25 protein-coding genes and 1 tRNA gene are annotated in these 22,169 nt (G+C 59.4%); 24 read left to right on the plus strand and 2 right to left on the minus strand.

The window, feature by feature from the left end; translation table 11 throughout:
• The 23 genes from ABQ298_03730 (at position 1) to ABQ298_03840 (ending at position 19,551) form a co-directional block, all read left to right on the plus strand.
• Positions 1 to 492 (plus strand): hypothetical protein, encoded by a 492-nt coding sequence (locus ABQ298_03730; GenBank protein MEQ9823473.1) that lies wholly within the window; start codon positions 1 to 3, stop codon positions 490 to 492.
• Positions 493 to 541: 49 nt separating this feature from the next.
• Positions 542 to 1,441, plus strand: coding sequence for a major capsid protein (locus tag ABQ298_03735; GenBank protein ID MEQ9823474.1), 900 nt, complete (start codon positions 542 to 544; stop codon positions 1,439 to 1,441).
• Positions 1,442 to 1,478: 37 nt separating this feature from the next.
• Positions 1,479 to 1,904 (plus strand): hypothetical protein, encoded by a 426-nt coding sequence (locus ABQ298_03740; protein MEQ9823475.1) that lies wholly within the window; start codon positions 1,479 to 1,481, stop codon positions 1,902 to 1,904.
• Positions 1,905 to 1,985: 81 nt separating this feature from the next.
• Positions 1,986 to 2,423, plus strand: a complete 438-nt coding sequence (locus ABQ298_03745) for a hypothetical protein (protein MEQ9823476.1) — start codon at positions 1,986 to 1,988, stop codon at positions 2,421 to 2,423.
• A complete protein-coding gene (locus tag ABQ298_03750; GenBank protein ID MEQ9823477.1) occupies positions 2,420 to 3,214 on the plus strand; it encodes a hypothetical protein in 795 nt (264 codons plus the stop codon). The genes ABQ298_03745 and ABQ298_03750 overlap by 4 nt, the downstream gene beginning before the upstream one ends.
• A gap of 2 nt (positions 3,215 to 3,216) precedes the next feature.
• A complete protein-coding gene (locus ABQ298_03755) occupies positions 3,217 to 3,663 on the plus strand; it encodes a hypothetical protein (protein ID MEQ9823478.1) in 447 nt (148 codons plus the stop codon).
• On the plus strand, positions 3,660 to 3,983 hold the full coding sequence (locus tag ABQ298_03760; protein ID MEQ9823479.1) for a hypothetical protein: 324 nt from the start codon (positions 3,660 to 3,662) through the stop codon (positions 3,981 to 3,983). The genes ABQ298_03755 and ABQ298_03760 overlap by 4 nt, the downstream gene beginning before the upstream one ends.
• Positions 3,980 to 5,209, plus strand: coding sequence for a hypothetical protein (locus ABQ298_03765; GenBank protein ID MEQ9823480.1), 1,230 nt, complete (start codon positions 3,980 to 3,982; stop codon positions 5,207 to 5,209). The genes ABQ298_03760 and ABQ298_03765 overlap by 4 nt, the downstream gene beginning before the upstream one ends.
• Positions 5,206 to 5,718: a DUF1353 domain-containing protein gene (locus tag ABQ298_03770; GenBank protein MEQ9823481.1), complete on the plus strand. Its 513-nt coding sequence runs from the start codon at positions 5,206 to 5,208 to the stop codon at positions 5,716 to 5,718. The genes ABQ298_03765 and ABQ298_03770 overlap by 4 nt, the downstream gene beginning before the upstream one ends.
• Entirely contained in the window at positions 5,715 to 5,960 is a 246-nt protein-coding gene (locus ABQ298_03775; protein ID MEQ9823482.1) for a hypothetical protein, read from the plus strand. Before ABQ298_03770 ends, ABQ298_03775 begins: the two co-directional genes overlap by 4 nt.
• A 57-nt stretch (positions 5,961 to 6,017) precedes the next feature.
• Complete coding sequence (locus ABQ298_03780; GenBank protein MEQ9823483.1) at positions 6,018 to 6,524, plus strand: hypothetical protein; 507 nt, start codon at positions 6,018 to 6,020, stop codon at positions 6,522 to 6,524.
• A gap of 86 nt (positions 6,525 to 6,610) precedes the next feature.
• Entirely contained in the window at positions 6,611 to 7,111 is a 501-nt protein-coding gene (locus ABQ298_03785) for a hypothetical protein (GenBank protein ID MEQ9823484.1), read from the plus strand.
• 47 nt (positions 7,112 to 7,158) lie between these two features.
• Positions 7,159 to 7,383 (plus strand): hypothetical protein, encoded by a 225-nt coding sequence (locus ABQ298_03790; protein ID MEQ9823485.1) that lies wholly within the window; start codon positions 7,159 to 7,161, stop codon positions 7,381 to 7,383.
• A complete protein-coding gene (locus ABQ298_03795; protein ID MEQ9823486.1) occupies positions 7,380 to 7,568 on the plus strand; it encodes a hypothetical protein in 189 nt (62 codons plus the stop codon). The genes ABQ298_03790 and ABQ298_03795 overlap by 4 nt, the downstream gene beginning before the upstream one ends.
• 4 nt (positions 7,569 to 7,572) lie before the next feature.
• Entirely contained in the window at positions 7,573 to 9,588 is a 2,016-nt protein-coding gene (locus ABQ298_03800) for a hypothetical protein (GenBank protein MEQ9823487.1), read from the plus strand.
• A gap of 2 nt (positions 9,589 to 9,590) precedes the next feature.
• A complete protein-coding gene (locus ABQ298_03805) occupies positions 9,591 to 10,187 on the plus strand; it encodes a hypothetical protein (protein MEQ9823488.1) in 597 nt (198 codons plus the stop codon).
• 45 nt (positions 10,188 to 10,232) lie between these two features.
• The gene (locus tag ABQ298_03810; protein MEQ9823489.1) at positions 10,233 to 10,637 is read left to right on the plus strand and encodes a hypothetical protein; all 405 of its coding nucleotides are present in this window, start codon (positions 10,233 to 10,235) and stop codon (positions 10,635 to 10,637) included.
• Positions 10,638 to 10,670: 33 nt separating this feature from the next.
• Positions 10,671 to 11,480 (plus strand): hypothetical protein, encoded by an 810-nt coding sequence (locus ABQ298_03815; GenBank protein ID MEQ9823490.1) that lies wholly within the window; start codon positions 10,671 to 10,673, stop codon positions 11,478 to 11,480.
• 27 nt (positions 11,481 to 11,507) lie between these two features.
• Positions 11,508 to 13,271: a hypothetical protein gene (locus tag ABQ298_03820; GenBank protein MEQ9823491.1), complete on the plus strand. Its 1,764-nt coding sequence runs from the start codon at positions 11,508 to 11,510 to the stop codon at positions 13,269 to 13,271.
• A gap of 26 nt (positions 13,272 to 13,297) precedes the next feature.
• Positions 13,298 to 13,831 (plus strand): hypothetical protein, encoded by a 534-nt coding sequence (locus ABQ298_03825; protein MEQ9823492.1) that lies wholly within the window; start codon positions 13,298 to 13,300, stop codon positions 13,829 to 13,831.
• Between the two features lie 7 nt (positions 13,832 to 13,838).
• The gene (locus ABQ298_03830; protein MEQ9823493.1) at positions 13,839 to 15,629 is read left to right on the plus strand and encodes a phage BR0599 family protein; all 1,791 of its coding nucleotides are present in this window, start codon (positions 13,839 to 13,841) and stop codon (positions 15,627 to 15,629) included.
• A gap of 53 nt (positions 15,630 to 15,682) precedes the next feature.
• The gene (locus ABQ298_03835) at positions 15,683 to 16,114 is read left to right on the plus strand and encodes a hypothetical protein (GenBank protein MEQ9823494.1); all 432 of its coding nucleotides are present in this window, start codon (positions 15,683 to 15,685) and stop codon (positions 16,112 to 16,114) included.
• A complete protein-coding gene (locus tag ABQ298_03840; protein ID MEQ9823495.1) occupies positions 16,111 to 19,551 on the plus strand; it encodes a hypothetical protein in 3,441 nt (1,146 codons plus the stop codon). The genes ABQ298_03835 and ABQ298_03840 overlap by 4 nt, the downstream gene beginning before the upstream one ends.
• Positions 19,552 to 19,553: 2 nt before the next feature.
• Here ABQ298_03840 and ABQ298_03845 read toward each other — a convergent pair whose 3' ends face one another.
• On the minus strand, positions 19,554 to 20,789 hold the full coding sequence (locus ABQ298_03845; protein ID MEQ9823496.1) for a hypothetical protein: 1,236 nt from the start codon (positions 20,787 to 20,789) through the stop codon (positions 19,554 to 19,556).
• Positions 20,790 to 20,898: 109 nt separating this feature from the next.
• Positions 20,899 to 20,975 (minus strand) — tRNA-Pro (locus tag ABQ298_03850).
• 273 nt (positions 20,976 to 21,248) lie between these two features.
• Between ABQ298_03850 and ABQ298_03855 the strand changes: the two genes are divergently transcribed.
• Positions 21,249 to 22,094, plus strand: a complete 846-nt coding sequence (locus ABQ298_03855; GenBank protein ID MEQ9823497.1) for a prephenate dehydrogenase/arogenate dehydrogenase family protein — start codon at positions 21,249 to 21,251, stop codon at positions 22,092 to 22,094.
• Positions 22,095 to 22,169: the final 75 nt, after the last annotated feature.

Consider the following 22,169-nt stretch of genomic DNA (forward strand, 5'->3'; position numbering starts at 1 on the left):
ATGACACTTGCCGAACAACTCAAAGCCGCCCGCGCCGATCTTCAAAAGGCACAGACGGACCATGCTGCCGAAGTGGCAGACTTCACGGCCCAGGTCAACGACCTGAAGGCCCAGCTCGATAAATCCGCGCAGGACCTCAATTCCGCACAGGCCACTATTGAGCAGCAGACCAACGACCTGAAAGCCAAGGACGACACGATCAAGGCCAAGGACGACACCATCGCCACGCACCACGCGAAGTTCGCTGAGCTGGCAAAGTCCTACGGGCTTGAGGCGGCAGACGACACCGCCAAGACGATCGAAGCCGTCATGGCAGCTGAGAAGGACGCAGCCCGCCGCGCTCTGGTGAAGACCAACGAGCAGCTCGCCGCATCTGGCATTGCCCCGCTCAACGAAACACCCGGCCAGTCCGACGCTGGGGCCACCGAGCAGAACACTCCAAAGTCGCGCAGTGCTCGCGAGGCGTGGGCCAACGTGACTGTGGGCAGCTGAGCCACTCATTTCCACCAACAACCACTACCACACAACCAAGGATTTCATCATGCTTACACTGCTTGATTTCAAGAAACAGGAAGAAGGCATCGGTCACGACATCATTGTTGAGAACATGCCCAAGACTCCCGAGTTGGCCGTCTTTCCCGTCTATCCGATGGACGGCGACGTCATGACCCTCACGGTGCAAACCGGCATCCCTGACGGATCGTTCCGCGCATACAACGAGGGCGTGACCGAAGGTAAGGGAACCTTCGAGAACCGCACCTTCACCGCGTTCCCGCTCGACAAGAAGATTTCGGTCGACAAGGCGCTCGTGGAGAACAAGAAACCCGCCACCGTGCAGCGCACGCTCATGGCCAACGCATCTGCCGTTTACACCGGCCAAATGGTCCGCGTGTGCAAGCAGATCTGGGAAGGCACCACCAAAGGCGACAAGAAGGGCTTCCCCGGTATCGTCGCCCAGTACAAGGCCGACGACGCCCACCAGGTCAATGCCGGCGACTCCACGAACAAGACTTCGGTCTATTTCATCGAGCTCGGCGAGGAAAAGGTCGAGCTGGTCACCGCCAACGGAAAGACGGTCGACTTCTACCCGGACTGGAAGGAAGGCGAATCCACCGACTCCAAGGGCAACCCCTACGAGGTACTCTACAACTACGTGCGCGGAGGTATGGGACTGCGGGTCGCGAATCGCGATTGCGTGGTGCGCATTCACTCCATCGGCGATGGTGAAGGTGAAGGACTCACCTACCAGGACATGAAGACCGCTTATCGCAAGTGTTTGGATCTGGGGATGAACCCCACTCACATCTTCATGAACCCGCGCACTGCGGAGCAGTATTGGAACCTGTTCGGCGTGGATGCGGACGGTAAGGTGATCAAGATGCCAATCGAGTTCATGAACATCCCCTTCGTCATCACGCCCCACATCAGCAACGCTGAGTAAGGCCAACCACCACCTTTAACCCGAAAGGATTATCACTATGTCTGAAATTCAACGTGGAGCCCGCGACGAACTGCTCGTCGTGTCCAAAGCATACCCGGCAGCGGGTGCATCCAGTGTGACCGCATCGATCGACCTCGGCGTGCTCGCCGGAGGAGAGGTGCCCAAAGGCGCTGAGTTTTTCGTCAAGTTTCCAGCCAGCACCACGCTGGTGGCCACCAAAAAGGCCACTGCCACCGTGCAGTCATCGAACGACGACGGGGACAGCGACAGCTTTGCGGCCGTCGCCGAGCTGGCAAACAAAGCCATCACCGGTGTCAGCGGCAACGGCAATGCCGAAACCATCGTCTACTGGCCCGTTCCGCTCGACTGTGAGCGTTACGCTCGCCTGAGCATGGCGATCGAGGCCGCTGGCGGTGATCTGACCGCACTGTCCTACGAGTTTGGAGTCATCTGCAATCGCTGACCTGAGCTTTTCCTAGCACTCACACTCCTGACCCAGCCCCCGGCGCTTCGCTTCCGCCGGGGGCATTTCCCCGCCCAACCTATGGCATTGGACCGCGTGAAACTCCTGGTGCGCGACACACACAAGCACCTACGACGCAACGGCAAGGCATTCCGATACGAGGATACTGCCGATGTATCGCGCGTGGTCACATTCTGGGCTGAGATTTACCCGCTGACCAACAATGCCGTGCAGCACGATCCACACCCAGAGCGCACTCCCGAAGTGAAGCTGCTCACGCTCAAGTGGTATTTTGGGTCGTCCCTTTCCGATTACCTGCCAGGGCCCCGCATGCTGCCGCAGGAACAACACGTCGTCACCAGCGCCGACGGCATGTGGAGCTACACCATCGGCCGCGTCGATCCGCATCCCCAAGACCCCTTCATCGTTTTCACCATCGCTCGTTCTGTGCCGCTGCGCTCTATCCGCGCGTCGGTGCGCGCCACCACCAACCTGCAAACCACCGTGACCGTCGCATGACCGATTCAGGCTCCATCAACACGAAGGAACTCGCAATCTTCGGCGGTCTGATCGAAGAAACGATCAAGGTGTCGAACCGTGACCAAGTCACCGAACTCCGGGACCAGGCGCGCTTGGCATCTCAGAATGCAATGCGCTCCGGAGGCTCCCCGTTCACCCCGCCCAAGAACAAAGGGCAGGGAGAAAATGCCGTGCTCGGCGACCTCACCAAGATCGTCACCCTCATGACGCCCGAAGGCTACGAATACGCCACCAGTCAGTGGGGCTTCACGGATGTCAACATCACGGGCACCTCGCGCACTGGCGAGCCCTACACCATCGCCTACACCACCGCGACCCTGTCCATGGATGAGCTGGCCGCCTACCATCTAAGCCGCCGCAACCGCAAAGGACGCACCACCGGCAGTGCCAAGGAACCGGGCATCCTCACCACGTTCGATGTCTTCGAGCGCTACCTTAAAGAAGTGCAGGCCCGCGTAGGAAGTGCCAAAGCGGGCTTTGGTGTGGCGGTGCTCCACTACGGTGGCAGCGTTCCCGGTTGGATCCGCCGCAACATTCGCGCCGGCAGCGGCGCCGTGGACGACCAGGCAACCAAAGACCCGAAATCCATCCGCATCAGCAACGCGACTGCTTGGGCGCGCAACCATCCGGATGCAAAGCGCGTCGTGCGCAAGGTGCTTCGTATGCGTTCGAAGGACATGGCAAACAAGCTGATCAAGGCACACCAGGCCAATTTCACCCTCACCGCAATCAAGATGAACCGAGCCTCCATTCAGGCCTCGATGAAGTGAACATGAGCGACGCCAGCACAGCACTCGCGGAGATCCGCACCATTCTCGGCGCACATGCCTACTTCGCCGCCCTGCCGATCGTGAGCGTGGAAGACCGCGACTACAACGATCAGGTGGCCGAGATCATGGATAACCTTGGGGCGTGCTTGCTCGCGCTCGAACCGCAGCCCGACCCCGAGACATTCGTCACCGGGCGTGCACTCGTCGCCACCCGAATAGGGTTGGTTTACCAGTCTGCGGAATCCGTTCGCCGCCGTTCCGGCATCCTCGACAAAACGCCCGACCAGACCATGACCGAACTCATGCGCGCGATCACGACCGCACAGCGCAACCGCTCCAACTGGATCGAGATCGCCGAGGGCCCGCGCCCCGTTCGCGACCAGAACTCAGGGGAAATCTATCGCCTCATCGTGCTGCGCCACAAATCGATCCTTACCGCTTCCACATGAAAGACCGCACTTACAATATCATCATGGGTATCCTGATCACGATCTGCCTGGGCTTATCGGGTTGGGCATTGAGCCAAGTCTATAACCAGGCGCAGACTGCGGCCACTCATACGGCTCAGTTGGAAACGGCAAAGGATGAACGCGCGGAGCTGCGCGCCTGGAAAGACAGCATCACCCCACACCTTTACACCCGCCAGCAGGCGAGCGAACTCAAGGCCGAGCTCCGCACCGAGTTCATCGACCGGGTCGAAACCAAGTTCGAGCTGATCTCGCGCGACGTAGAATACATCAAGAAGCAGCTCGACGGATGGAAACCATGACACGATTCTACACAGGCTTAGTAAGTTACTTCGTATGGATGGTTCTGATGCCCTTTGCGGTGTCGGGGCAGACGGTTGACTCGTCCGATGCGCTCCTGAGTGAGCTAGCGGAACTCAAAACAACCGCGACCGAATTTGCCACGGACCTCTCTGCCCGCCTCGACACCCTGCAAAGCGATCTCGATGCGATCAAGGTAGCAATTGATACCAACGCAGCCGCCACCCGAAGCTTGCTCGAGCGCGAGTTCTGGCCCGCAGAGTCGCGGGCTCTGCTTGGCATGTATCAATCCATGCTGCAGCGCGTGCCCACCCGCGAGGAAATGGAGCAGCACCGCGAGGACTTCCTTGCAGGCACCTACCGCCGGGTGGCGGTGCAGGGGTCTCTCGTGGGCCGTTCGGACTACAACCCATTTCCGCAGCCAAGCTCACCGCTGATCGATGACGATGGCACCGTGGTCATTCCTGATCCTGATCCGGAGCCAGCTCCGCTGCTCGCCACTTTCCTGAAACACGAAGCGGCATACAGCACCCATTTCTTTCTTGCGCACAGTGTGAGCGATGAGAGCCGTGAGGCCGAGCTCGCATGGCACCAGGCGATGGGCTACAACACCATCCACTGGTATCTTTGGCTCGACGGCGACTACAACGGCGTCCACCGCTACAACTTCACCGCGGATGAAGTCGAACGGGTGCTCTACTGGATCGACCGGGCGGAGGCTCACGATCTCATCGTCGTGCTGTGGTTCATGTCGGATGACGGCTTCCGGTGGTTCAATCGCAACGATCCGGAACAAGTTCGCCAACGTTGGCAACTGGCCATTGACAAGGTGGTGCGCCCTGCCGGCATTCGCTACGTCGTCATGGCCCTCGAAGCTCTGGAGTATTGGACCCCAGAGGTTGCTCGCTCACATGGGCAATGGTTGCGTGATGCGCTGCCGGCCAACACCAAGCTGATTTGGCACACGCTCGGAGGGGATCGGCGTCTGATCGGGGAACCATGGATGGACATGGTTGCCTGGCAGTCCGGATTTGAATTCTCACCGGAACAGGTAGCGCAGCAGATCCGCGAGCTTCGCAACGATTTCCCATCTCTGCCCATCATTGCAGCAGAATATCACATGAGCGGCGAAACTGATGAGGCTCGCGCCATCGGCACCGCTGCCATCCGTGCCGGCGCTGCCGGTGCATGGAATGGTGCTTTCCCAATCAAGGAGGTGAATCCATGACTGCCGCATCACTCATTTCGACGCTGCGGGCAGCGAGCCCCTACGTGAAGAAAGCATGGCCCATCGCTAAGGCGCTGTGGACCAACTACCGGCTAGCCCGCTCCCATATCGGCAAACGCAGGCTTGGTGAGGCATTTCCGGTGCATCTGGACTTGCGCGACCTTGGTGGCGACCTGGTGGACAAACCTTTCCTGCTCCTGTCCGATTTTTACTTCATCCGCCCAAACGGCGAGGTGGTGACGGCCGAAGAGGGGAACCGCACCGACTTCGGCAGCGTGCCCCGCTTTTTCTGGAGGGTCATTTCACCCTTTGGACCCAGCCGACCGGCCTTTGTGGTCCACGATGCCGAATGCGACGCTAACCCAAAGCGCCACAGCTCGCACGAGGCCAGCATCATCATGCTTGAGGCCATGTGCTGCTGCGAGTCTGACACCTGGAAAATCGCAGTCGTCACCACCGCCGTGCAGTTCGGCGGACCCACGTTCAACCAAGGAGACACCGAATCATGAAACCCATCACCCGCGCCATCGCACTGCTCACCTTCGCAGCCATCGCGCTGCTCACGCTACCCGGTTGCATCGTCGTAGCGTCCGGCGAATCCACCGTGACGTTCCACACCGATATTTCTCCGCTCTCCAACATCCAGGCCGCGACCACACGCAGCCAGAACGGTGAGGAAGGCAACAAAGAAGGGACGGCCAGTGGAGGCGGTACCACCGACCTGCAAACCGACGTCTCCGTCGTTCCATGATCCCGATCTGAACCACGATTTTCAACACCCACCAATCACACCAACCAAGGATATTTTATGGCAGACTATGATCCCGTTCCGGGCGAAACCTTTATTGGAGACGGCCACCTCGACTTCCTGCCCGCTGGCGGCACCGAAGGCGCAGACAACATCAAGCTACGGCTCAAAAACGTATCGATCGATTTCGAGTCCGAAGTTGCCACGCGCTACGCTCCCTACGGCGGCATGCTGTGGAAGGACCGCGTCGTCGGCACCAAGGGCGGCCACAGCTTCATCGGCACCATCGACGAGCCGCGCAACGCCAAGGTGGTGCAGCTGCTCTTCCGCACGGCGACCGCTGGTGGCGCACCCGGCCAGAAACTCTGGAAGGGCACCGCAACGCTCAAGCTCGTGGACGCCGGTGATGGCGGTTCGATCGATATCTCCGGGTTCAAATGTGTCGTGCAGCCCGAAGGCAGCATGAGCGCGGACCGCGAGACGTTCTCCGAAGCACAGCTGCGCATCACTCCCCTCGGTGGCGCTTCGGCTGATCTCGGCACTGTGGGAGTCACCGACCCGGCTTGATCTCTTTTCTATCGCTAAGTTCTGAGGTTCCCGGTGGCGGGGACGGCATATCCCCGCCACTTCACTTTTTCAAACCACAAATCACCATGGCAAAAAACAACACAACCCAACGACCCACCCGCACCCTCACCGACATCGAAATCGCCGTGGGCGCCGCAGATGTCGCAGTGGCATACCGGAAAGGTTACACGCCTGGCGACGCCGACCCGAAGTCCGTCATCGTGTCGGAGGTCTCCGCCCGACAGATCCCCACGCTTGCGGAGCGCGCAGTCGATGAGCCTGCGCTTGTCGAATACTACGCTGGCCAGACCGAAGGATGGGCCGATCACATCACGCACCAAACTTATCTCGAAATCCTCAGTATCGGAGACCAGCTCAACCAAAATTTTATTGCTGGCTACCTGGAGCGCACGGCGGAGAAGAACGAACGCCTGCTGGCGACAGCCGAGCGCAACCTCGCCGCGATGAGCCGCATGCGCGAACTCAATCTCCAGGTAGCCGACGACATCGAGCAGCAGAAGCCATCCGACGCACCTGCGCCCGAGTCGCCATCATCTGCCCAGGCATCCGCCCAAGCCAAGTCCTGAACTGGCGCATCTCTGAGATCCGCGCCGTCATCGAAGAATACGACTACATGGAGACCAACCGCATCCTGCTCGAAACCCAAGGGGTCCACGTCGCCGTCGCGGGCGTCATGGTGGACGGTGAGGGCGGTGCAGCGTTTCGGAAGTTCCAGCGTCGCTTGCTCGATGGCGTCGAGGACGAGCAGAGCCGCGAGGAGCGCCGCCGCCAAGGCATCGCTTATGCCCGTCAGCGGGGCATCCTTCCCGCCTCCACACCCACACCGTCACCATCATGACCATCCAAACACTCATCACGAAATGGGAGCGCCGCCTCGTCACCGAGGAGGCAGTCGAGCGCAACACGTCCGACGCGTTTTATAAATACGTGTCGCGGGCGGAGCAGAAGAACATCCGGGATATCCTCGATGACCTGCGCACGCTGCACCAGTTGAGCGAAACTCCCACGCCACCGAAGGGCTGACACTATGGCTGACGCAACCCTCGACATGCTGCTCAAGATCCGGTCCGACCTGCGCGGACTGGAAAAGGGGCAAACCGAGCTGAAAAAGACCCGGCAAGCGGCGACTGGTCTCCAGTCGACCATACGCAAGGGGTTTGGGTTCGCGGCTGCGTTCGTGGGGGCGTCGCTGTCGGTGGGGGCGCTCAACGCACAGCTCACCCGCAGCATCGACTTGGCATCGAAGCTCAGTGACGAATCGTTCCAACTGCAGATCGATCCCCGTGCGTTGCAGGGACTCAACGCCCTGGCACTCGATGCGGGGATCTCCCTCGATATCGTAGCCCGCGGTGTGCGGCACGTGAATACGCGCACGGTCGAGGCTCAGCAGGGGACCCAGTCCTATTTGCGAGCGTTCGCGCAGCTCAACATCGATCTGGCCAAGTTTGCCCGGCTCGACACAGCGGGAAAAATGGAAGCGATGGCCGTGGCGTTTGCCAATGCTGGCAACCAGCAAAAGGCCTACGCCGCCGTCTCGCGCATCATCGGTGAGGAAGCGGGTCCCAAGATGCTGGAGATCCTGCAGCGTGTGAACAAGGACGGTCTCCAACCGGTCACCAAGTGGGCACTTGCCGCCGGCCTTGCGTTCGACTCATGGGAGTTAGAACAGCTCGACAGCGTGGCCGATGGCATCACCCGTCTGCGGCACCGCATCAGTGTCGAGACCGGCAGGATCATTGCCGTGCTCACCAACGACAAAACGCGGGCCGCCATCGTCATGCAGTTCAGTCATGCGGCGCAGACCTTTGGTGTGGATCTGCTCGAGGCGATTCACGATTCGATTTCCTTCTTCCCGGAACTGTTCAAGAAGTCGATCAGCTCCACGCTCTCGTGGTTCGACGATTCCATCCAGCTCGTGCAGATGAAATTCACGCTAGGCATGATGGAGGGACTCAACCGGGTGAACGCAGTCGCGAACCGTTTGCCTGGTCTGCGTTTAGGTATGCTCGACACCAGCGGCGGAGGGCAGGCCATCGAGGCATTGCAACAGCGCATCGCCAACACCAAGCTGTCTCCGCTTGCGATCGGTGCTGAAGCAGCCGACGCTACCTTTGGCACGGATAACTTTGCAGGACTGCGACCCGATGAGGAGAAACGCTTTGCTGCGATCCTTGCGGCCGTTCAGGAGATCGAGGCGATCAACACCCGCGTGAACGAGGAAACCACGCGCATGACCGCCAATCTCGACAGCACCGCAATCTCGTTTATTGAGCGCTTGCAGGAGGCGCTCGACAACATGACTGAGGGCTTCGCCACACTCGAGCTGAGCATGACCAACGCCTTCGGCACGGTGGTATCGGGTGCGATCACATCGCTATCTTCCGGCATCGAGGGACTCATCAACCGCACGATGACCTGGCGCGAGGCACTTGGCAGCATCTGGACGGGCTTTGTCGGTAGCATGGTCAGCGCGTTCTCGCGCATGATCGCGGAATACCTCGTGAGCAAGGCCACTATGTTCGCCATCGACAAAGCTTTCGCGGCCAAGTCGCTCGTGATGTCCATGGCTTCTGCCGCCAAGTCGCTTGTGGCGTGGATCCCTTCCGCGATCGCTGCATCCATTTCGAGTTTCGGTGCCGCCAGCGCCATTGGGCTCGCTGCTGTAATTGGTGGGCTCGCTGCATTTGGCGGGTTTAAGTCGGGAGGTTATACGGGCGACGGGGATCCGAGTGCAGTCGCTGGACTCGTGCATCGCGGGGAGTTTGTGCTCCCTGCCGATGTCACCAGCCGTCTGGGAGTCGGTGCGCTGAACTCTGCGGTCGCTGGCATTCGCTCCGGTCGTCCTGGTGCGATGGCACCGATTGGCATGAGCGGCGGTGCATCTGCTGCGGGAGGTGCAGCCGGCTCACAGCGTCCCATCTACGTTGCCTCTTTCGATTCGCGCCAGGATGCGCGGTCCTATCTCAAATCCAAGTCCGGAGAGCAGCACATCATCGATATCGCACGCAAGCACTTCTGGGAAATATCCGCCAACGCATCTTGACCATGGCCATCGAAAAAAACCTTCAATTCTACCAGGGCGACGATGAGGAGTTTCGCATCGTCGGGCGCAACACCGACACCGGAATCGTCGAGTCGCTCGCCGGTAACGACTTTTGGCTGACGATCATGACCGATGCAGCGCAGCCCGACTCTTCCGCCGTGCTCCAGCTGACCTTGGTCAACGGCGCCACGGTGCGCAACGTCACCGCTGGTCCGCTCCGCATCGGCCGCCGCTACACGTTCGCGACCGTCGTCGCCGGGGATGACTTCGAAAATGTCGGCTCCGATGCGGATCCATCCCCAGGGGATTCTTTTGTCTGCATCGCCACCACTCCCACCGTCTGGACGAATGGTTCCGTTTTGACCGAGGCCACCGGTGCGCAGTTTTACCCGTGGATCCAGGGGGAAACCCAGATCGCGGATGGAGTCGTGTTGTTCCGGTTTGATCCTGCTGCCACTGGGATCGCTGAGGGCTATGGCATCCAGCTTGGCCAAAACTACTTCTACGACCTGCAGCGCCGCACGACCACCGGGAAGATCAAGACCGAGTTTTTCGGGAAGGTATCCCTGCTTCGCCCACAAGTCACCAAGGCTTTCTGATTTTTACCACACTTACCAACCACACCAAACCCAAGGATCAATATCATGGCCGGATCATTTTCAACCTTCCTTGCCAACGAACTCCTGGATCACCAGTTCGGGAACCAGTCCTACACGCCCACGAGCACCATCTACGCAGCCGCGCTGACCGCCGCTCCGAACAAAGCTGGCGGTGGCACCGAAGTCAGCGGTGGCGGATACGCACGCAAAGCGGTTTCGTCGAACCTCACCAACTTCCCTGCAGCAGCGAGCGGAGCCAAGACCAACGGCGCCAACATCGAGTGGGATCAGGCAACCGCGAACTGGGGTCAGATCGTCGCAATCGCATTCTACGACGCACCGACCGGGGGCAACCTGCTGGCGTTCGACGTGCTCGATACGCCCGAGACGATCAACAACACCAACACCCTGCGCATCCTCGCCGGCCAGTTGTCGATCTCTATTGTTTGACCTGCTTACTAAGTCACTTAGGATGATGCCGTCATGAAGTTCGAACTGCTGCCAGTCCGCGATCTCTCGTTTGAGTTGACCCAAGTGGTCGACCCTTTCCGGGGAAACGTGGCAGTGGATTTCGCGGCGGCATCATCCTGCAGTGTGCAGCTCAACGTCATCAAGGACGCGGGGGTGTTGGAAGCGGTGGGCACGACTGGCACAAGCGCCAAGGTGCAGTGCATCAAGAACGCCCGACTGACCATCGCAAACCGGTTGTTTGTCACCGACGATGGGCAGGTTCTCATCGATGAGGACGGCATACCGCTCACCTACGACCCGGATCCCGGTCGCGTGAACCGCATCGCGAACATCACTCCCGAGATCGAAGCCGCGTCCGTCATTGAGGCAGCACTCAACCAGCTGCGGCAACCGCGCCTGCGCGTGCAGGCGACCGCGTTGATCGTTGCCGGGCTCAACAAGGTCAGGGTCATCTCGGGTCACATCGAGGCGCAGACGGTCCTGCAGGCCATCGCCAACCGCATTCGTTTGATCGATGGCGACATCGAAGCGGAGTCCGTCATCGAGGCGGTGCTGCAGGTGATTCACCAGGTTGCTCCCGAGATCGAAGCCGCGTCCGTCATCGAGGCAGCGCTCAACCGGGTGCGCCACGTCTCCGTTGCCATCGAGGCCACCGCATCCATGAGCGCATCAGTCAACCGCATCAGCAACCCACCCGTTGCCATCGAGGCCGAGAGCTTCACCCATGTCTTTGTCAACGACCAGGGTTTCCTTGTGGGCGACGACGATACCGTCCCGCTCACCGACGACGAAGGCAACCTCATCCAGTCCGACCCCGAATAAACAACGCTTTCAACCAAAGATCACACCATGAAACACCGCACCATTTCACGCTACTTCGCAGCCCTTGCGCTTTTCACGCTTCCACTGCTGATCGCTCCGATCACCGCCTTCGGTGCCAAGAAAATAACCGAATACGACGAGATCGCCGACTACTCCACCACCGACCCGATCTGGGCGCTCGTATCCGAGGACCCAGGATCCCGCAAGGTGGATCTTGCGCGCCTGGCAAATTACGCGCAGGTCAACCCAGCTGCCGAAAACGGTGGCCTTGATTTTCGGCGCTCCTCCCACACCCTCACCTGGGCGGGTACCTCCGACACCCTCACCCTCGCCACCGGCTTCATGCGCCACGGTCGCGTCATCAAGAGCCTCACTATCCGCCACGCGAATGCGGGCACCTTCGACCTCGGCAATCGCAGCGTGCTCAACTTCTACGCCGACGATGTTGTCACCACGGCCAGCGTCCCGACCGTCGCCACGATGACCAACATCACATGGGACTGGAGCGACGGCGACATCACCGTCACCCCCAGCGACACCCACACCGGCTCGATCACGGTGGACATTGAGTATGTGGACAATCCGCCGCCCACCTACGTGACCAATGAGGAGACCCTCACCCTCTACGCCGCCAGCGTCGGCTACCAGATCACTGACTCGGAGGTGCAGACCGCCATCGCCACCACCATCGAAACCCTTTCCGGAGGCCGCAATACCGTGCTGTTCTCAGCCGGTGGCGTGCCGGGCATCTATGTCAAAATCGACCCAGATGTCGATACCCTCCACGCCGACATACTCACTGAACTCGGCTACACCACCAGCGACGAGCACCCGGCATTTACCGTGGATGGCGCGCCCATCGATCATTTTTGGGTTGGGAAGTACGAGGGAACTCTGATCGACGTCACCACGGGCACTGTTGTTTCGAACGCCTCTGCGAAAACCTCCGCTAACCTCCGCGTCGCATCACTGAAGCGTGTCGACCCCGCCGCCGACATCACATTTGACGAGACCATCACCGTCACCCGACAAAATGGAGCAGGATACCATAGTATCACCAATGCACAGTGGGCCTACCTCGCCTTGCGCTCCCTCACGCTCGACCACGAGGTGCGTGGGAATAACGACAGCGGCACTGACTACATAGAGACTACCGAGACAGGCACACTTGTGGTTGACGGCTACGATGCTACCGATATTCATGTGCTCAGTGGTGCTCCCTACGTCGCGTGGTCTCACGACAATACGCAATGGGGAGTGTGGGATCTGAATGGCAACGTTTTCGAGTGGGTCGTAGGGGTGCGATTCGTGGATGGTGAAATCCAGGTGATTCCTGACAATGACGCCGTCCTATCAACCGCTGATTTTGGTGTCGCATCCTCCGACTGGCGCGGTATCGCTGCCGCCGATGGCTCACTTACCGCCCCAGGCACGCCCGGCAATTTGCATTGGGATGCATCTAATGTTGATGGATCGGGCAACCTTATCCTCGACGATGCTGTCACAAATCAGTCCGATGGCTCCACGTCGTCGAGCACGCAATTTAACGCTATCACCTCCGCCGTTGGCATCACCGCGCCAGCAGTGCTTAAATCCCTCGCGCTGTACCCGCTCACCATCGACAGCCCTGCACGAGGGCGCGTTTACATGCGCAACCTTGGAGAACGGATCCCGCGTCGTGGCGGCGCTTGGGTCAGCAGCTCCGGCGCCGGGGTGTCTGCGCTCGACGGCTACGGCACCCGTGGCATTCGCGTCGGCAGCCTCGGCTTCCGTCCCGCTTTTGTCGACTAAATCCTAAGCACTGAAACACTCAACTCATGAAACCACTCAACGCTATTATTTTTTTCGTGGGCACTCTCGCCGCCGCGCTGGCGGCTGCTGCGCCCACCGCATTGCCTGAGCCGCACTACCAAAACGCGACCATCACCCACGTCGACATCACCGCTGCGACCGAGACTACTATCACCTTCCGCTGGCACGACGGCACCCAACACCTCGGCTCCCCGGTCACCATCCCCCGAGGCATCACCGGGGCCGACACCGAGAGTCCCACTGTGCTCTCTCCCTACGCCTCGATCCTCGCCTATCTCGCCCACAAAGAGGCCAACCCACCTTCACCACCGGTCCCCTACGAGGTGACCCGCCGGCAGCTTTTCCTCGTGCTCGACAGCGAGCTATCCCTCACCCGCGAGACCCTGCGCGCCAGTCTCACCACTGAAGCTCAGCGCATCGAGTTCGACGAGGCCCTGTCTTTTCACCGCGACCACCCGCTCGTTGTCTCTATGGGTGCCTCTCTCTCCCTCACTCCCGCCGAGATCGACGCCATCTTCATCGCCGCCGCGCAACTGTAGTCGACCGATGCTCGAAACCTTCCAGGCCAGCGGAAAGGAATACCGACTCATCCATCACATGCCCGATTGGGCTGCGGGGATACGGATCACGCATCGGTTGCGCACGGTCGTTGCGGAAGGACTCACCGGTATCCAATCGCGCCGTCCGTTCATCGAATCGATGCGGGTGCGCGTGACGCTGGACTATTTGCCCGATGCTTTTGAAGCCGATGAGCTCAACCAGCTGCTCGGCGATCAGGATTTGCCGCAGCGGGTAGCGTTGCCCCTGTGGGCGAGCATGCGCGAGAACGAGGCGTTCTTCACCACGCGCATCTACGAGACGGCGTATCTGATGAACTTCGGTCCGGATGGGCAGGAGGTACTACGCTCGGATGCGCTACCAACCGCCTACAAGCACCCCTTCCTGGTGCCGCTAGCGTTTGGTCGGCTCTCGAAGCGTCCGAGCATGGAAGACATCACGGGCGGAACGGTTGCCACGTGTCAGCTGGTGTTTCTCGAGGATTCCCCGTTTGACCTTCGAGTGAGGGTGCATGCCACCCCACAGGCTCAGCGGGATGTGTGGCCCGATACGCTGCGCCCCGACTACAGCGAACCGGTGCGCTGGGAGTCGCGTGACCGGCTCGAATACGAAGACTTTGGGTCCATGCGCGAGTCGGTGTTTGACGGAGAGGATGCTCCGCCCGAATGGGGTCAGGAAATGCACCTACAGCTGCTTGAGGATCCCGCAGAGAGTGCAGAGGAAGTGCGACAGCTGCTCACCTTCTTTCTCGGTCGCATGGGTCAGTGGCGCAGCTTCAGCATGCCCGTGTGGTTTCGTCCAGGAGCAGACCGCCCCACCACGCCGCACAGTATGCGGGCGGGTTTCGCCGATGATGAGATCACGCTCGACTTTCAGACTCCTACGCTCGCCACCACCACATTGAAACTGTGGCAGCGTGCGCATGAAACCGTAGCCATCCCCGGAGAGCAGCCCGAACAGCCGGCAGTGGCGTTCCTGTATCGGTTTCGATACGTGACTCCTGACAACGCGGCGAATGTGGTGAACTGGAGGTTTACAGATTGGGAGCGCGATATTGTCACCACCAATGGCACATACACACCTGCGCCATTCGAAATAGAGGAAGGGACCTTCGAACTTGGAATCCATGGAGAGTTCGAGCTGAGGTCCTATGCATTCGAAGGCTCACCGTTGATGCTGTTCATCCCGTTCGAGGTCAACGCTACGTTGCAGGTTATGATCTATCGTGTGGATCCCGCAAATGTGGCAGCCACCCAAAAGCTTGTGTTCTCCGGTCGGGTCTCCCGAGTCACCAGCAGCGGCAAGGCCCTCACCGCACAGTGCCAGGTGTTCCGGGGTCTCTTGGATCGGAGGATCCCCCGCATGGTGATCCAGCCCCATTGCAACTACAACGTCTTTGACCGAAACTGCGGACTCAGCCGATCCCAATACACCCGCACCGCCACCATCACCGGGCTCGATGGTGCATCCGTCACTCTGGCCGGCGTCAGTGCTGCAGCTGGTTACTTCAATGGCGGCATGCTGTGGGTGGGAGATGGCATCAACTTCGAGTCGCGTCCGGTCGTCAGCCAAAACGGGAATCGGTTCGGAATCGTGAAGCCGCTGCGCAAAGCCAAGGTCGGCGACGCTGTTCGGATGATTCCCGGCTGCGATGGGCTGCCGTCAACCTGTGAAGTGAAGTTTGCGAACTACAACAATTTTGGGGGCGCTCCATGGGTGCCCGATCAAAACCCCACGGTGCAAGCCATCACCACCGAAACCAACACCCGCAAGAAGTAATCACGATGAAGGCTCCCCCATTCTTCTACTCTGATGCTCGTGTGGACGCGCTTATGAAGTCGTTTACTAAGTGGGAAGGCACTCCGTTTTTCCCACGGAGCTGCGCACCCGGTTCCCAGGGCGGCGTCGATTGCGTGCAGCTCGTGCGTGCGCTCCTGGTGGATGCTGGGTGGTGGGTGCAGCCGATTACGTGGCACTATCCCATCGATGGCGGCAATCATACCCGTCAATCCCTGATCCGGCAGTTCATCGACATGACGGGGGTCAGTCTGCGGGTGGAGGAGATTCCCCCCGATCCCGCCTATCTGCGTCCAGGTGATGTGCTTGGCATGCGTCTGGGCTCCGCTATGTGGCACCTCGGCATTGCACTGACCCCGCGCAGCTTCGCCCATGTGATGGTGGGTCGACGCGTGGAACGGATTCCGATCGCGGTGGTCACGCGCATGGGTGCCGTCGAAACCATCTTCCGTCCCCTCGAGCTATGAGTTTTTCCACACAGGCCCCCGCTGCGACGTCGAGCGAGCCAAAGCTGCTCAACCTCGACAGCAATCAACTGAGCACGAATCAGGAGGCGATCCCGATCCCATACGGGCGCGGTCACCAACGCTGGGCGCTCAAGTGGATCACTCCTGCTCTGCGACGCACCACTACCGACATCAAACAGGACATGGGCAAGGGTGGCGACCAGGTCACCGGGTTCAATTACTACGGGGACCTCGCGGGCTTTGTGCAGGTGGGGCCGGTCAGCGCGTTCAAGCGGTTGATCATCGACAACAATTTGGTGTGGGAGGGCAGCATCACGCTCGACGGTGCGGGCCCCGAGCTGCTGCAGGTGGCTCAATACGGCGACTTCTTTCATTACTTTGGAACCGATTCACAATCTCCTGACTCGCGAGTGCTGAACCTTGAGAGCGCTTCCACCTACTCGTGGGATCCCATTCTGAACCCACAGGAGTTCGCCGGGGTGGACCCGAACGATCCCGATGAGCTGCCGGCGGCAATCGCTGAAGCCGCAAGCACCAACCTGCACCCCGCCTACAAGGGGATCGCGTATGTCTCGATCCGGAAGCTGTTCTTTGGAGCGAACCGCACCAGCGCTCCCAATGTGGAAGTGGAGGTCGAGTCGGCTCCGGTTTCCCGGATCGGGCTGCCTACCGACATCACCGCACAGGGGGTCAATCCAATAACCTGCGTCGAGGAGCTATTGCTCGATCCGCGCTTTGGACTCGGGCTCGACAGCTCAGCGCTCGATGTCACCAGCTTCCGCAATGCTGCCAATCGCATCCGGGACCTCGCGCACGTGTACTACATGAGTCCGTTTTCCTCGCGCAAGGTGAGCGCCAAGCAGTTGATCGGGCTGATCCTGGTCCACATCGATGGATTCTTTCGGTACAAGGAGGGCAAGATCCAGATCGACTTCTACCCGCACGATGGCGTCTACCCACAGGTCCGAGAGCTATCACATGCCGACATGACAGAGCTGCCCACCTACGACCCGAGCAGCTATGATGACACCGTGAACGAGGTGTTTGTCGTCTATCGCGATGTCACCCGCTACCTCAAGGAAACCAGCCAGAAGGCTCAGAGCCAGTTCAACCAGGGCGTGACCGGTGAGGTGATGAGCGAAACGCTCGACCGGAAGTTCTTTGTCACTGGTGAACAGGCTATGCGCTATGCTGAGGAATACGTGCAGACCGCGAGCTTTCCCATCACCACCGGTCGGGTCGTCTGCAGGGCGGAACGTGCCGTGAACCTCGACGGGTCCGATATGTTGCCAGGCGACCGTCTGCAGCTCGATGACGCTCACTTCTCGCAAGACATCATCGTGCGTTGCACCAAACGCACCGACCACTACCGCGACGGCACCTGCACGCTGGAGTTTCGACAGGAAGCGGGGCTCTTTGCCATGGAGTATAGCTCCCCCGTCATCCGGACGCCGTTGGTCGCGGCGCCGGTGGCGGGCATCGAGCATGCGCGCATTCTCGAGCTGACGCCGGAGTTTATCGACAACTTGCGTACCGCGATTGTGGTGCTGGCGGAGCGACCCGCTCCGGATGTCGAAGGGTTCAATGTCTGGTACAGTGATTCCGGGGCAAGCTACGACCTCATGCGCTACCAAACGAGCTGGGCGTTGCGGGCCACTCTCCTGCAGGGGGTCGCAGATATGCCGGAAACCAGCCCGGAACACGCAGAGGACAAGGTGTCACAGCGGGTAGGATTTGAGGAGCGCGAACCGGTGCCGATCACACTGCGCATCTCTGCGAGCGGTCCCGATCTCGTGCTGCTGCAACCCAAGTCTGCCCAGGCACAGCTCAACAATGAGTTGCTGCTCATCATCGATGGGGAATGGTTCTCGGTCGGCAACGTGACTGCTGAAGGGAGCGGCCAATATCGAGTGGACGCTTTTCGTGCGCGGGAGTCGAGCCGAGGCCTCGCTCACGCCACTGGGGCGGAGTGCTGGATCATTGAGGCAGAGTCGCTGCAGCGGTTCCAGATGAGTCACAGGGGCTTTGTGACAGGGGATCGTCGTTATTTCAAACTGCAGTCCCGGCGCATCGGTTCGACGCAGCCGCTCGATGAAGCACTGTTGTTGACCTACGATTTTCTCGAGCGCGAGAGCACGTTGCCCGATATCCATTTCTATCCGGACAACCCCGTAAAGGCCGAGACCGGAGAGTCGTTCAAGATAAGTGGGCAGATCTTCGATCCCAATGAGGACATTGTATCCTGGTCGCTCATGATGGTGAATGGTGCGACGGGCGAACAAACAATCGTCGGAGGAGCGTCCATCGTGCCGACCGGACGAGTCGTGTTTTCAGTTCCCATCACTGTGTTGAGTCCGCAGGAGGTTTACTTCGTGCTTTCTGCGCAGGACTACGACACCAGCCGGCCCGGTGTATCAACGGCCCGCTGGCCAGTGCAAGGGTATTTTATCGTCTCCGGTGAGGACCTCACCAACAAGACGATCAAAGACGACCTCGATGCATTCGACGCAGACAAGGCCATGCTGTGGGATCTCGCCAACCAGACGCTCGCAAGAGTCGAGGCTCAGGCGGACCAGCTGGTAGAGCAAGCTCTCGATTTTGCCGCACAGATTGAGCTTACAGAGACGGGGTTTGGCACACAGATAAACCAGGTAAAGAATCAGCTCAACAACGAGCTGGGAGCACTGTCGCAGGTAGTGCAGCAGATCGGTGCGCGGTCCAACACCAATGCGGCCGCAATCGTCCAGGAGCAAACCGCCCGCGTGTCTGCGGTGCAGGCACTGACCCAACAGTTCAACACGCTGGTCTCACGTCTCAACAGCGCTGAGAACTCTCTGAGCGGGTTGTCGTCAACCGTGAACGGGCTCAAGACCGATGTGCAGGAAGTCGAGGGCGGCATCGCGACGATGGCCCAGAATTTCACTGTGCTGAAATCCGATATCAAAGATCTCGAGGATGAGACCGAGGCCAATGCGACCGCTATCCGGAACACCGAAACCACCCTGCGGAACATCAACGGCACGCTCACCGGATGGGCGACCGACATCCACAATCTGCAAATCTCCGACGCTCAAAACAGCGCTAAAGTGCAAACGTTGTCCACCGCGTTCCTGGGTCCCGATGGGCAGGTGAAAGCGATCTGGGGTGTGACGACTGATGCGAATGGCACTTTCGGCAGCTTGACGTTGCTCTCTGACAGTACTCAGAAACGTTCCACCTTCGAAATCGAGGTTGACCAACTGATTCTGAAGGTGGGCGGAAAGCGATATCGAGCAGTCCTGGATTTCGCAACTGCTGCCATCTATCGGGCCGTCAGCCACAACGGAAACCCAGCATGGGAAATCGGGAACAACTTCGCGCTCGCGTTTATGCCGACGGATGGCTCGGGCGTCGGTGGCAAGGCTGAGGTCCTTGTGCACAATGCCGATGGACGGTAGTCCTATTTCGATGCGGCTTTGCGATCTGCTGCCGGGAAAGGGACGGTGATGTCATCCAGATCCGCATCCTGCTGATCATCCTCAGAGGGCGGTGGAACGATCTCAAACCACGCGAGTCCGCGCTCTTTGGTGATCAGTTGGCCCCGATTGTCACGGGAGCCGGCGTAGTGATCCCATAGGGTGTCCATGTCGCCCCGGTGGGAGATGAGTTTGGCCGTCAACGCTGGATTTTCAAAGGCCGCCAAATGGTGGGAAGCAAACGAGTGGCGCATGGCATTCTTGGGAATGGACCAGTGCCGGTCGCTGACGTGCTTTCGGTAGCGCGTGATCAATCGAGATCGCCGTAGCTTAAAGGCATTGGGTGTGAGTTCGTAGGCCTCATCCGTGAGCAGGTCGAGCCATGGGAAAACGTTTCCAGGCAACCCGGTGATGTAGTGGCGGCGCTTGATCTTGGTCTTCCGTGCAGGCTGGAGAATTCCATCCGGATCCAGATCTTCAGGTTTCAGCCGTAGTACTGCCGACTGCCGCAGGCCTCCGAATGCTGTCGCCCCCATGAGCGCAGCCATTACCGGATCAACTTCCACCACCCATGCAAACCACTCCCGCGCATCCTCGAGCGATAGGATTCCCGGCTCGTCCCTCACCACCTCTGGCAGCTGCACGTTGGCGAATGGGTTCGCTTCCAACCTATCCAGGCGCACACACCAGTTGAAGAACGCGCGGATGTCTTTGCGGTGGTTCCATACCGATTCCAAAGCCAAGCGTGTTTGCAGAGCATCGACGTATCGTTGCGCATGTTTGAGATCGATCAACTCAGCCTTTTCGACTCCGATGCCGTCCACCATCTGACCAAGGAAAAAAGAGATCGTCTTGAAATGCCCTTCGCTCACCGTTGCCTTTTTGGCCGCGAGGTATTCGGCAACCAGTTCCCGCAGATCTGTTCCGAATTTCTGCACCAGGTATCGGTCGCGGTAAAACCGATAGACGTCCATCGGATCCGCTTCGGGGACAAGCCGGGATGCCTCCAACAGCCGGTCGACTCGGGCGAGCATCTCCGCACTGTAGCGCGAACCAAACTGCTTTTTCTTTCGATTGTGGGCCGTGATGTACTTGTCGCGAAGCTCCTCAGAATCGAAGAATTTCGATTTCTGCTTCCCGTTCTCATACCATCTCGCTTCCCAGGGACGCTTCAACCCCTCTCGGAAATGAGATTTCGCCAGTCCTAACCCGCGGCTCATTTAGGGTTTATTTAGGGGTTTATTCCAACAAAATCAACAATATCCGTCTGCGCGTGTTGATTCGGCTTCCTGCTTCCGACCCGTAAACCGCTTTACCAAGCGGGAAAAATGGTCGGGACGACTGGATTCGAACCAGCGACCCCTTGCACCCCATGCAAGTACACTACCAGGCTGTGCTACGTCCCGACGCTGCGATTCCTTGGAACCGCAAAGTTTCAGAAGAAATGAAACACACGTTTACATCAAGCACAATTTTCAGGGTTTTCGTGGCTTTGCGGTGGAATCCTGTGACTGGGCAGGACTTGGGAATCTGCATTCGTGTGGGAAAGTGTTGCGAAGAGACTTGATGCAAAGAGTTGCATGCACTAGGCACGGAACATGGACGAGACACTCCAGACGCATCTGCACCCATTATGGGACGTTGTCGATGGGATGTGAACCGCTTGAATTTGACCGCAAATGACTACGATTGCCATCCTCGCTCCCGGGTTGCTGGGGGCCTCTCTTGCAGCAGCTTCGAAAGCGTCTGGACTCTGTGAACGGGTGCAGGTATGGGCGCGTCGGGAGGAAACCCGCAGGCAGTGCGCCGAGCAGGCGTGGTGTGACAGCTGTTCTTCCACGATTGAGGGAGCTGTAAGCGGTGCGGACCTGGTGTGGGTCTGCGCTCCGGTTGGCGCGATTTCCCGTCTGGTTGCGATGGCAGCTCCGCACCTTAAACCTGATGCAATCGTCTCGGACGTTGGGAGCACGAAGGAACGGTTGGTGATGGAGTGTGAGCGTGCGCTTGAAGGGCGTGCAGTTTTTGTGGGGTCGCACCCTATGGCGGGATCGGAGCGGAGTGGTTTGTCGAATGCGGATGTGAACCTGTATGCAGGCAAGCCATGTTTTGTGACCCCATCGCAAGGCTGCGACGAGCGGGCAGTGAAGCGCATCGAGAAATTCTGGGAAGGGCTGGGCATGCGCGTCACGCGCATTGATGCACGTGAGCACGACCGCATTGTAGCCTGCATCAGTCATCTTCCCCATGTTGTGGCCGCCACCCTTGCAAGCAAAGTGGCGGAAATGGGGGGTGTGGGCTGGCGCGAATATGTCGGTTCGGGGTTGATGGATACCACGCGGGTCGCTGCGGGCAGTACGCCCATGTGGATGGACATACTGCAGCACAACCGCGAGGAAATCCTACCCATGTTGCGCGGCATAATCGAGGGACTCGAACATGTGCGAATTCATCTCGAGCAGGGTCGATTTGAAGCGGTGGAACAGGTGCTGGAATCCGGCAAGCAATTTCGAGAAAGTCTCGATTGAGTGAAGGATTTGCGGGGAATCTGGTGAAGCCGATATTTTCGTAATTTTGGCTTTGAACGATTCCCATTTGCCATG

The organism is Puniceicoccaceae bacterium, assembly GCA_040224245.1.
Lineage (GTDB): Bacteria > Verrucomicrobiota > Verrucomicrobiia > Opitutales > JAFGAQ01 > JAKSBQ01.

What these genes read in the sequence shown, in the direction of transcription:
- ABQ298_03730 (MEQ9823473.1), top strand. Translation starts at nt 1, where the DNA reads ATGACACTTGCCGAACAACTCAAAGCCGCCCGCGCCGATCTTCAAAAG.
- ABQ298_03735 (MEQ9823474.1), top strand. Translation starts at nt 542, where the DNA reads ATGCTTACACTGCTTGATTTCAAGAAACAGGAAGAAGGCATCGGTCAC.
- ABQ298_03740 (MEQ9823475.1), top strand. Translation starts at nt 1,479, where the DNA reads ATGTCTGAAATTCAACGTGGAGCCCGCGACGAACTGCTCGTCGTGTCC.
- ABQ298_03745 (MEQ9823476.1), top strand. Translation starts at nt 1,986, where the DNA reads ATGGCATTGGACCGCGTGAAACTCCTGGTGCGCGACACACACAAGCAC.
- ABQ298_03750 (MEQ9823477.1), top strand. Translation starts at nt 2,420, where the DNA reads ATGACCGATTCAGGCTCCATCAACACGAAGGAACTCGCAATCTTCGGC.
- ABQ298_03755 (MEQ9823478.1), top strand. Translation starts at nt 3,217, where the DNA reads ATGAGCGACGCCAGCACAGCACTCGCGGAGATCCGCACCATTCTCGGC.
- ABQ298_03760 (MEQ9823479.1), top strand. Translation starts at nt 3,660, where the DNA reads ATGAAAGACCGCACTTACAATATCATCATGGGTATCCTGATCACGATC.
- ABQ298_03765 (MEQ9823480.1), top strand. Translation starts at nt 3,980, where the DNA reads ATGACACGATTCTACACAGGCTTAGTAAGTTACTTCGTATGGATGGTT.
- ABQ298_03770 (MEQ9823481.1), top strand. Translation starts at nt 5,206, where the DNA reads ATGACTGCCGCATCACTCATTTCGACGCTGCGGGCAGCGAGCCCCTAC.
- ABQ298_03775 (MEQ9823482.1), top strand. Translation starts at nt 5,715, where the DNA reads ATGAAACCCATCACCCGCGCCATCGCACTGCTCACCTTCGCAGCCATC.
- ABQ298_03780 (MEQ9823483.1), top strand. Translation starts at nt 6,018, where the DNA reads ATGGCAGACTATGATCCCGTTCCGGGCGAAACCTTTATTGGAGACGGC.
- ABQ298_03785 (MEQ9823484.1), top strand. Translation starts at nt 6,611, where the DNA reads ATGGCAAAAAACAACACAACCCAACGACCCACCCGCACCCTCACCGAC.
- ABQ298_03790 (MEQ9823485.1), top strand. Translation starts at nt 7,159, where the DNA reads ATGGAGACCAACCGCATCCTGCTCGAAACCCAAGGGGTCCACGTCGCC.
- ABQ298_03795 (MEQ9823486.1), top strand. Translation starts at nt 7,380, where the DNA reads ATGACCATCCAAACACTCATCACGAAATGGGAGCGCCGCCTCGTCACC.
- ABQ298_03800 (MEQ9823487.1), top strand. Translation starts at nt 7,573, where the DNA reads ATGGCTGACGCAACCCTCGACATGCTGCTCAAGATCCGGTCCGACCTG.
- ABQ298_03805 (MEQ9823488.1), top strand. Translation starts at nt 9,591, where the DNA reads ATGGCCATCGAAAAAAACCTTCAATTCTACCAGGGCGACGATGAGGAG.
- ABQ298_03810 (MEQ9823489.1), top strand. Translation starts at nt 10,233, where the DNA reads ATGGCCGGATCATTTTCAACCTTCCTTGCCAACGAACTCCTGGATCAC.
- ABQ298_03815 (MEQ9823490.1), top strand. Translation starts at nt 10,671, where the DNA reads ATGAAGTTCGAACTGCTGCCAGTCCGCGATCTCTCGTTTGAGTTGACC.
- ABQ298_03820 (MEQ9823491.1), top strand. Translation starts at nt 11,508, where the DNA reads ATGAAACACCGCACCATTTCACGCTACTTCGCAGCCCTTGCGCTTTTC.
- ABQ298_03825 (MEQ9823492.1), top strand. Translation starts at nt 13,298, where the DNA reads ATGAAACCACTCAACGCTATTATTTTTTTCGTGGGCACTCTCGCCGCC.
- ABQ298_03830 (MEQ9823493.1), top strand. Translation starts at nt 13,839, where the DNA reads ATGCTCGAAACCTTCCAGGCCAGCGGAAAGGAATACCGACTCATCCAT.
- ABQ298_03835 (MEQ9823494.1), top strand. Translation starts at nt 15,683, where the DNA reads ATGAAGTCGTTTACTAAGTGGGAAGGCACTCCGTTTTTCCCACGGAGC.
- ABQ298_03840 (MEQ9823495.1), top strand. Translation starts at nt 16,111, where the DNA reads ATGAGTTTTTCCACACAGGCCCCCGCTGCGACGTCGAGCGAGCCAAAG.
- ABQ298_03845 (MEQ9823496.1), bottom strand. Translation starts at nt 20,789, where the DNA reads ATGAGCCGCGGGTTAGGACTGGCGAAATCTCATTTCCGAGAGGGGTTG.
- ABQ298_03855 (MEQ9823497.1), top strand. Translation starts at nt 21,249, where the DNA reads ATGACTACGATTGCCATCCTCGCTCCCGGGTTGCTGGGGGCCTCTCTT.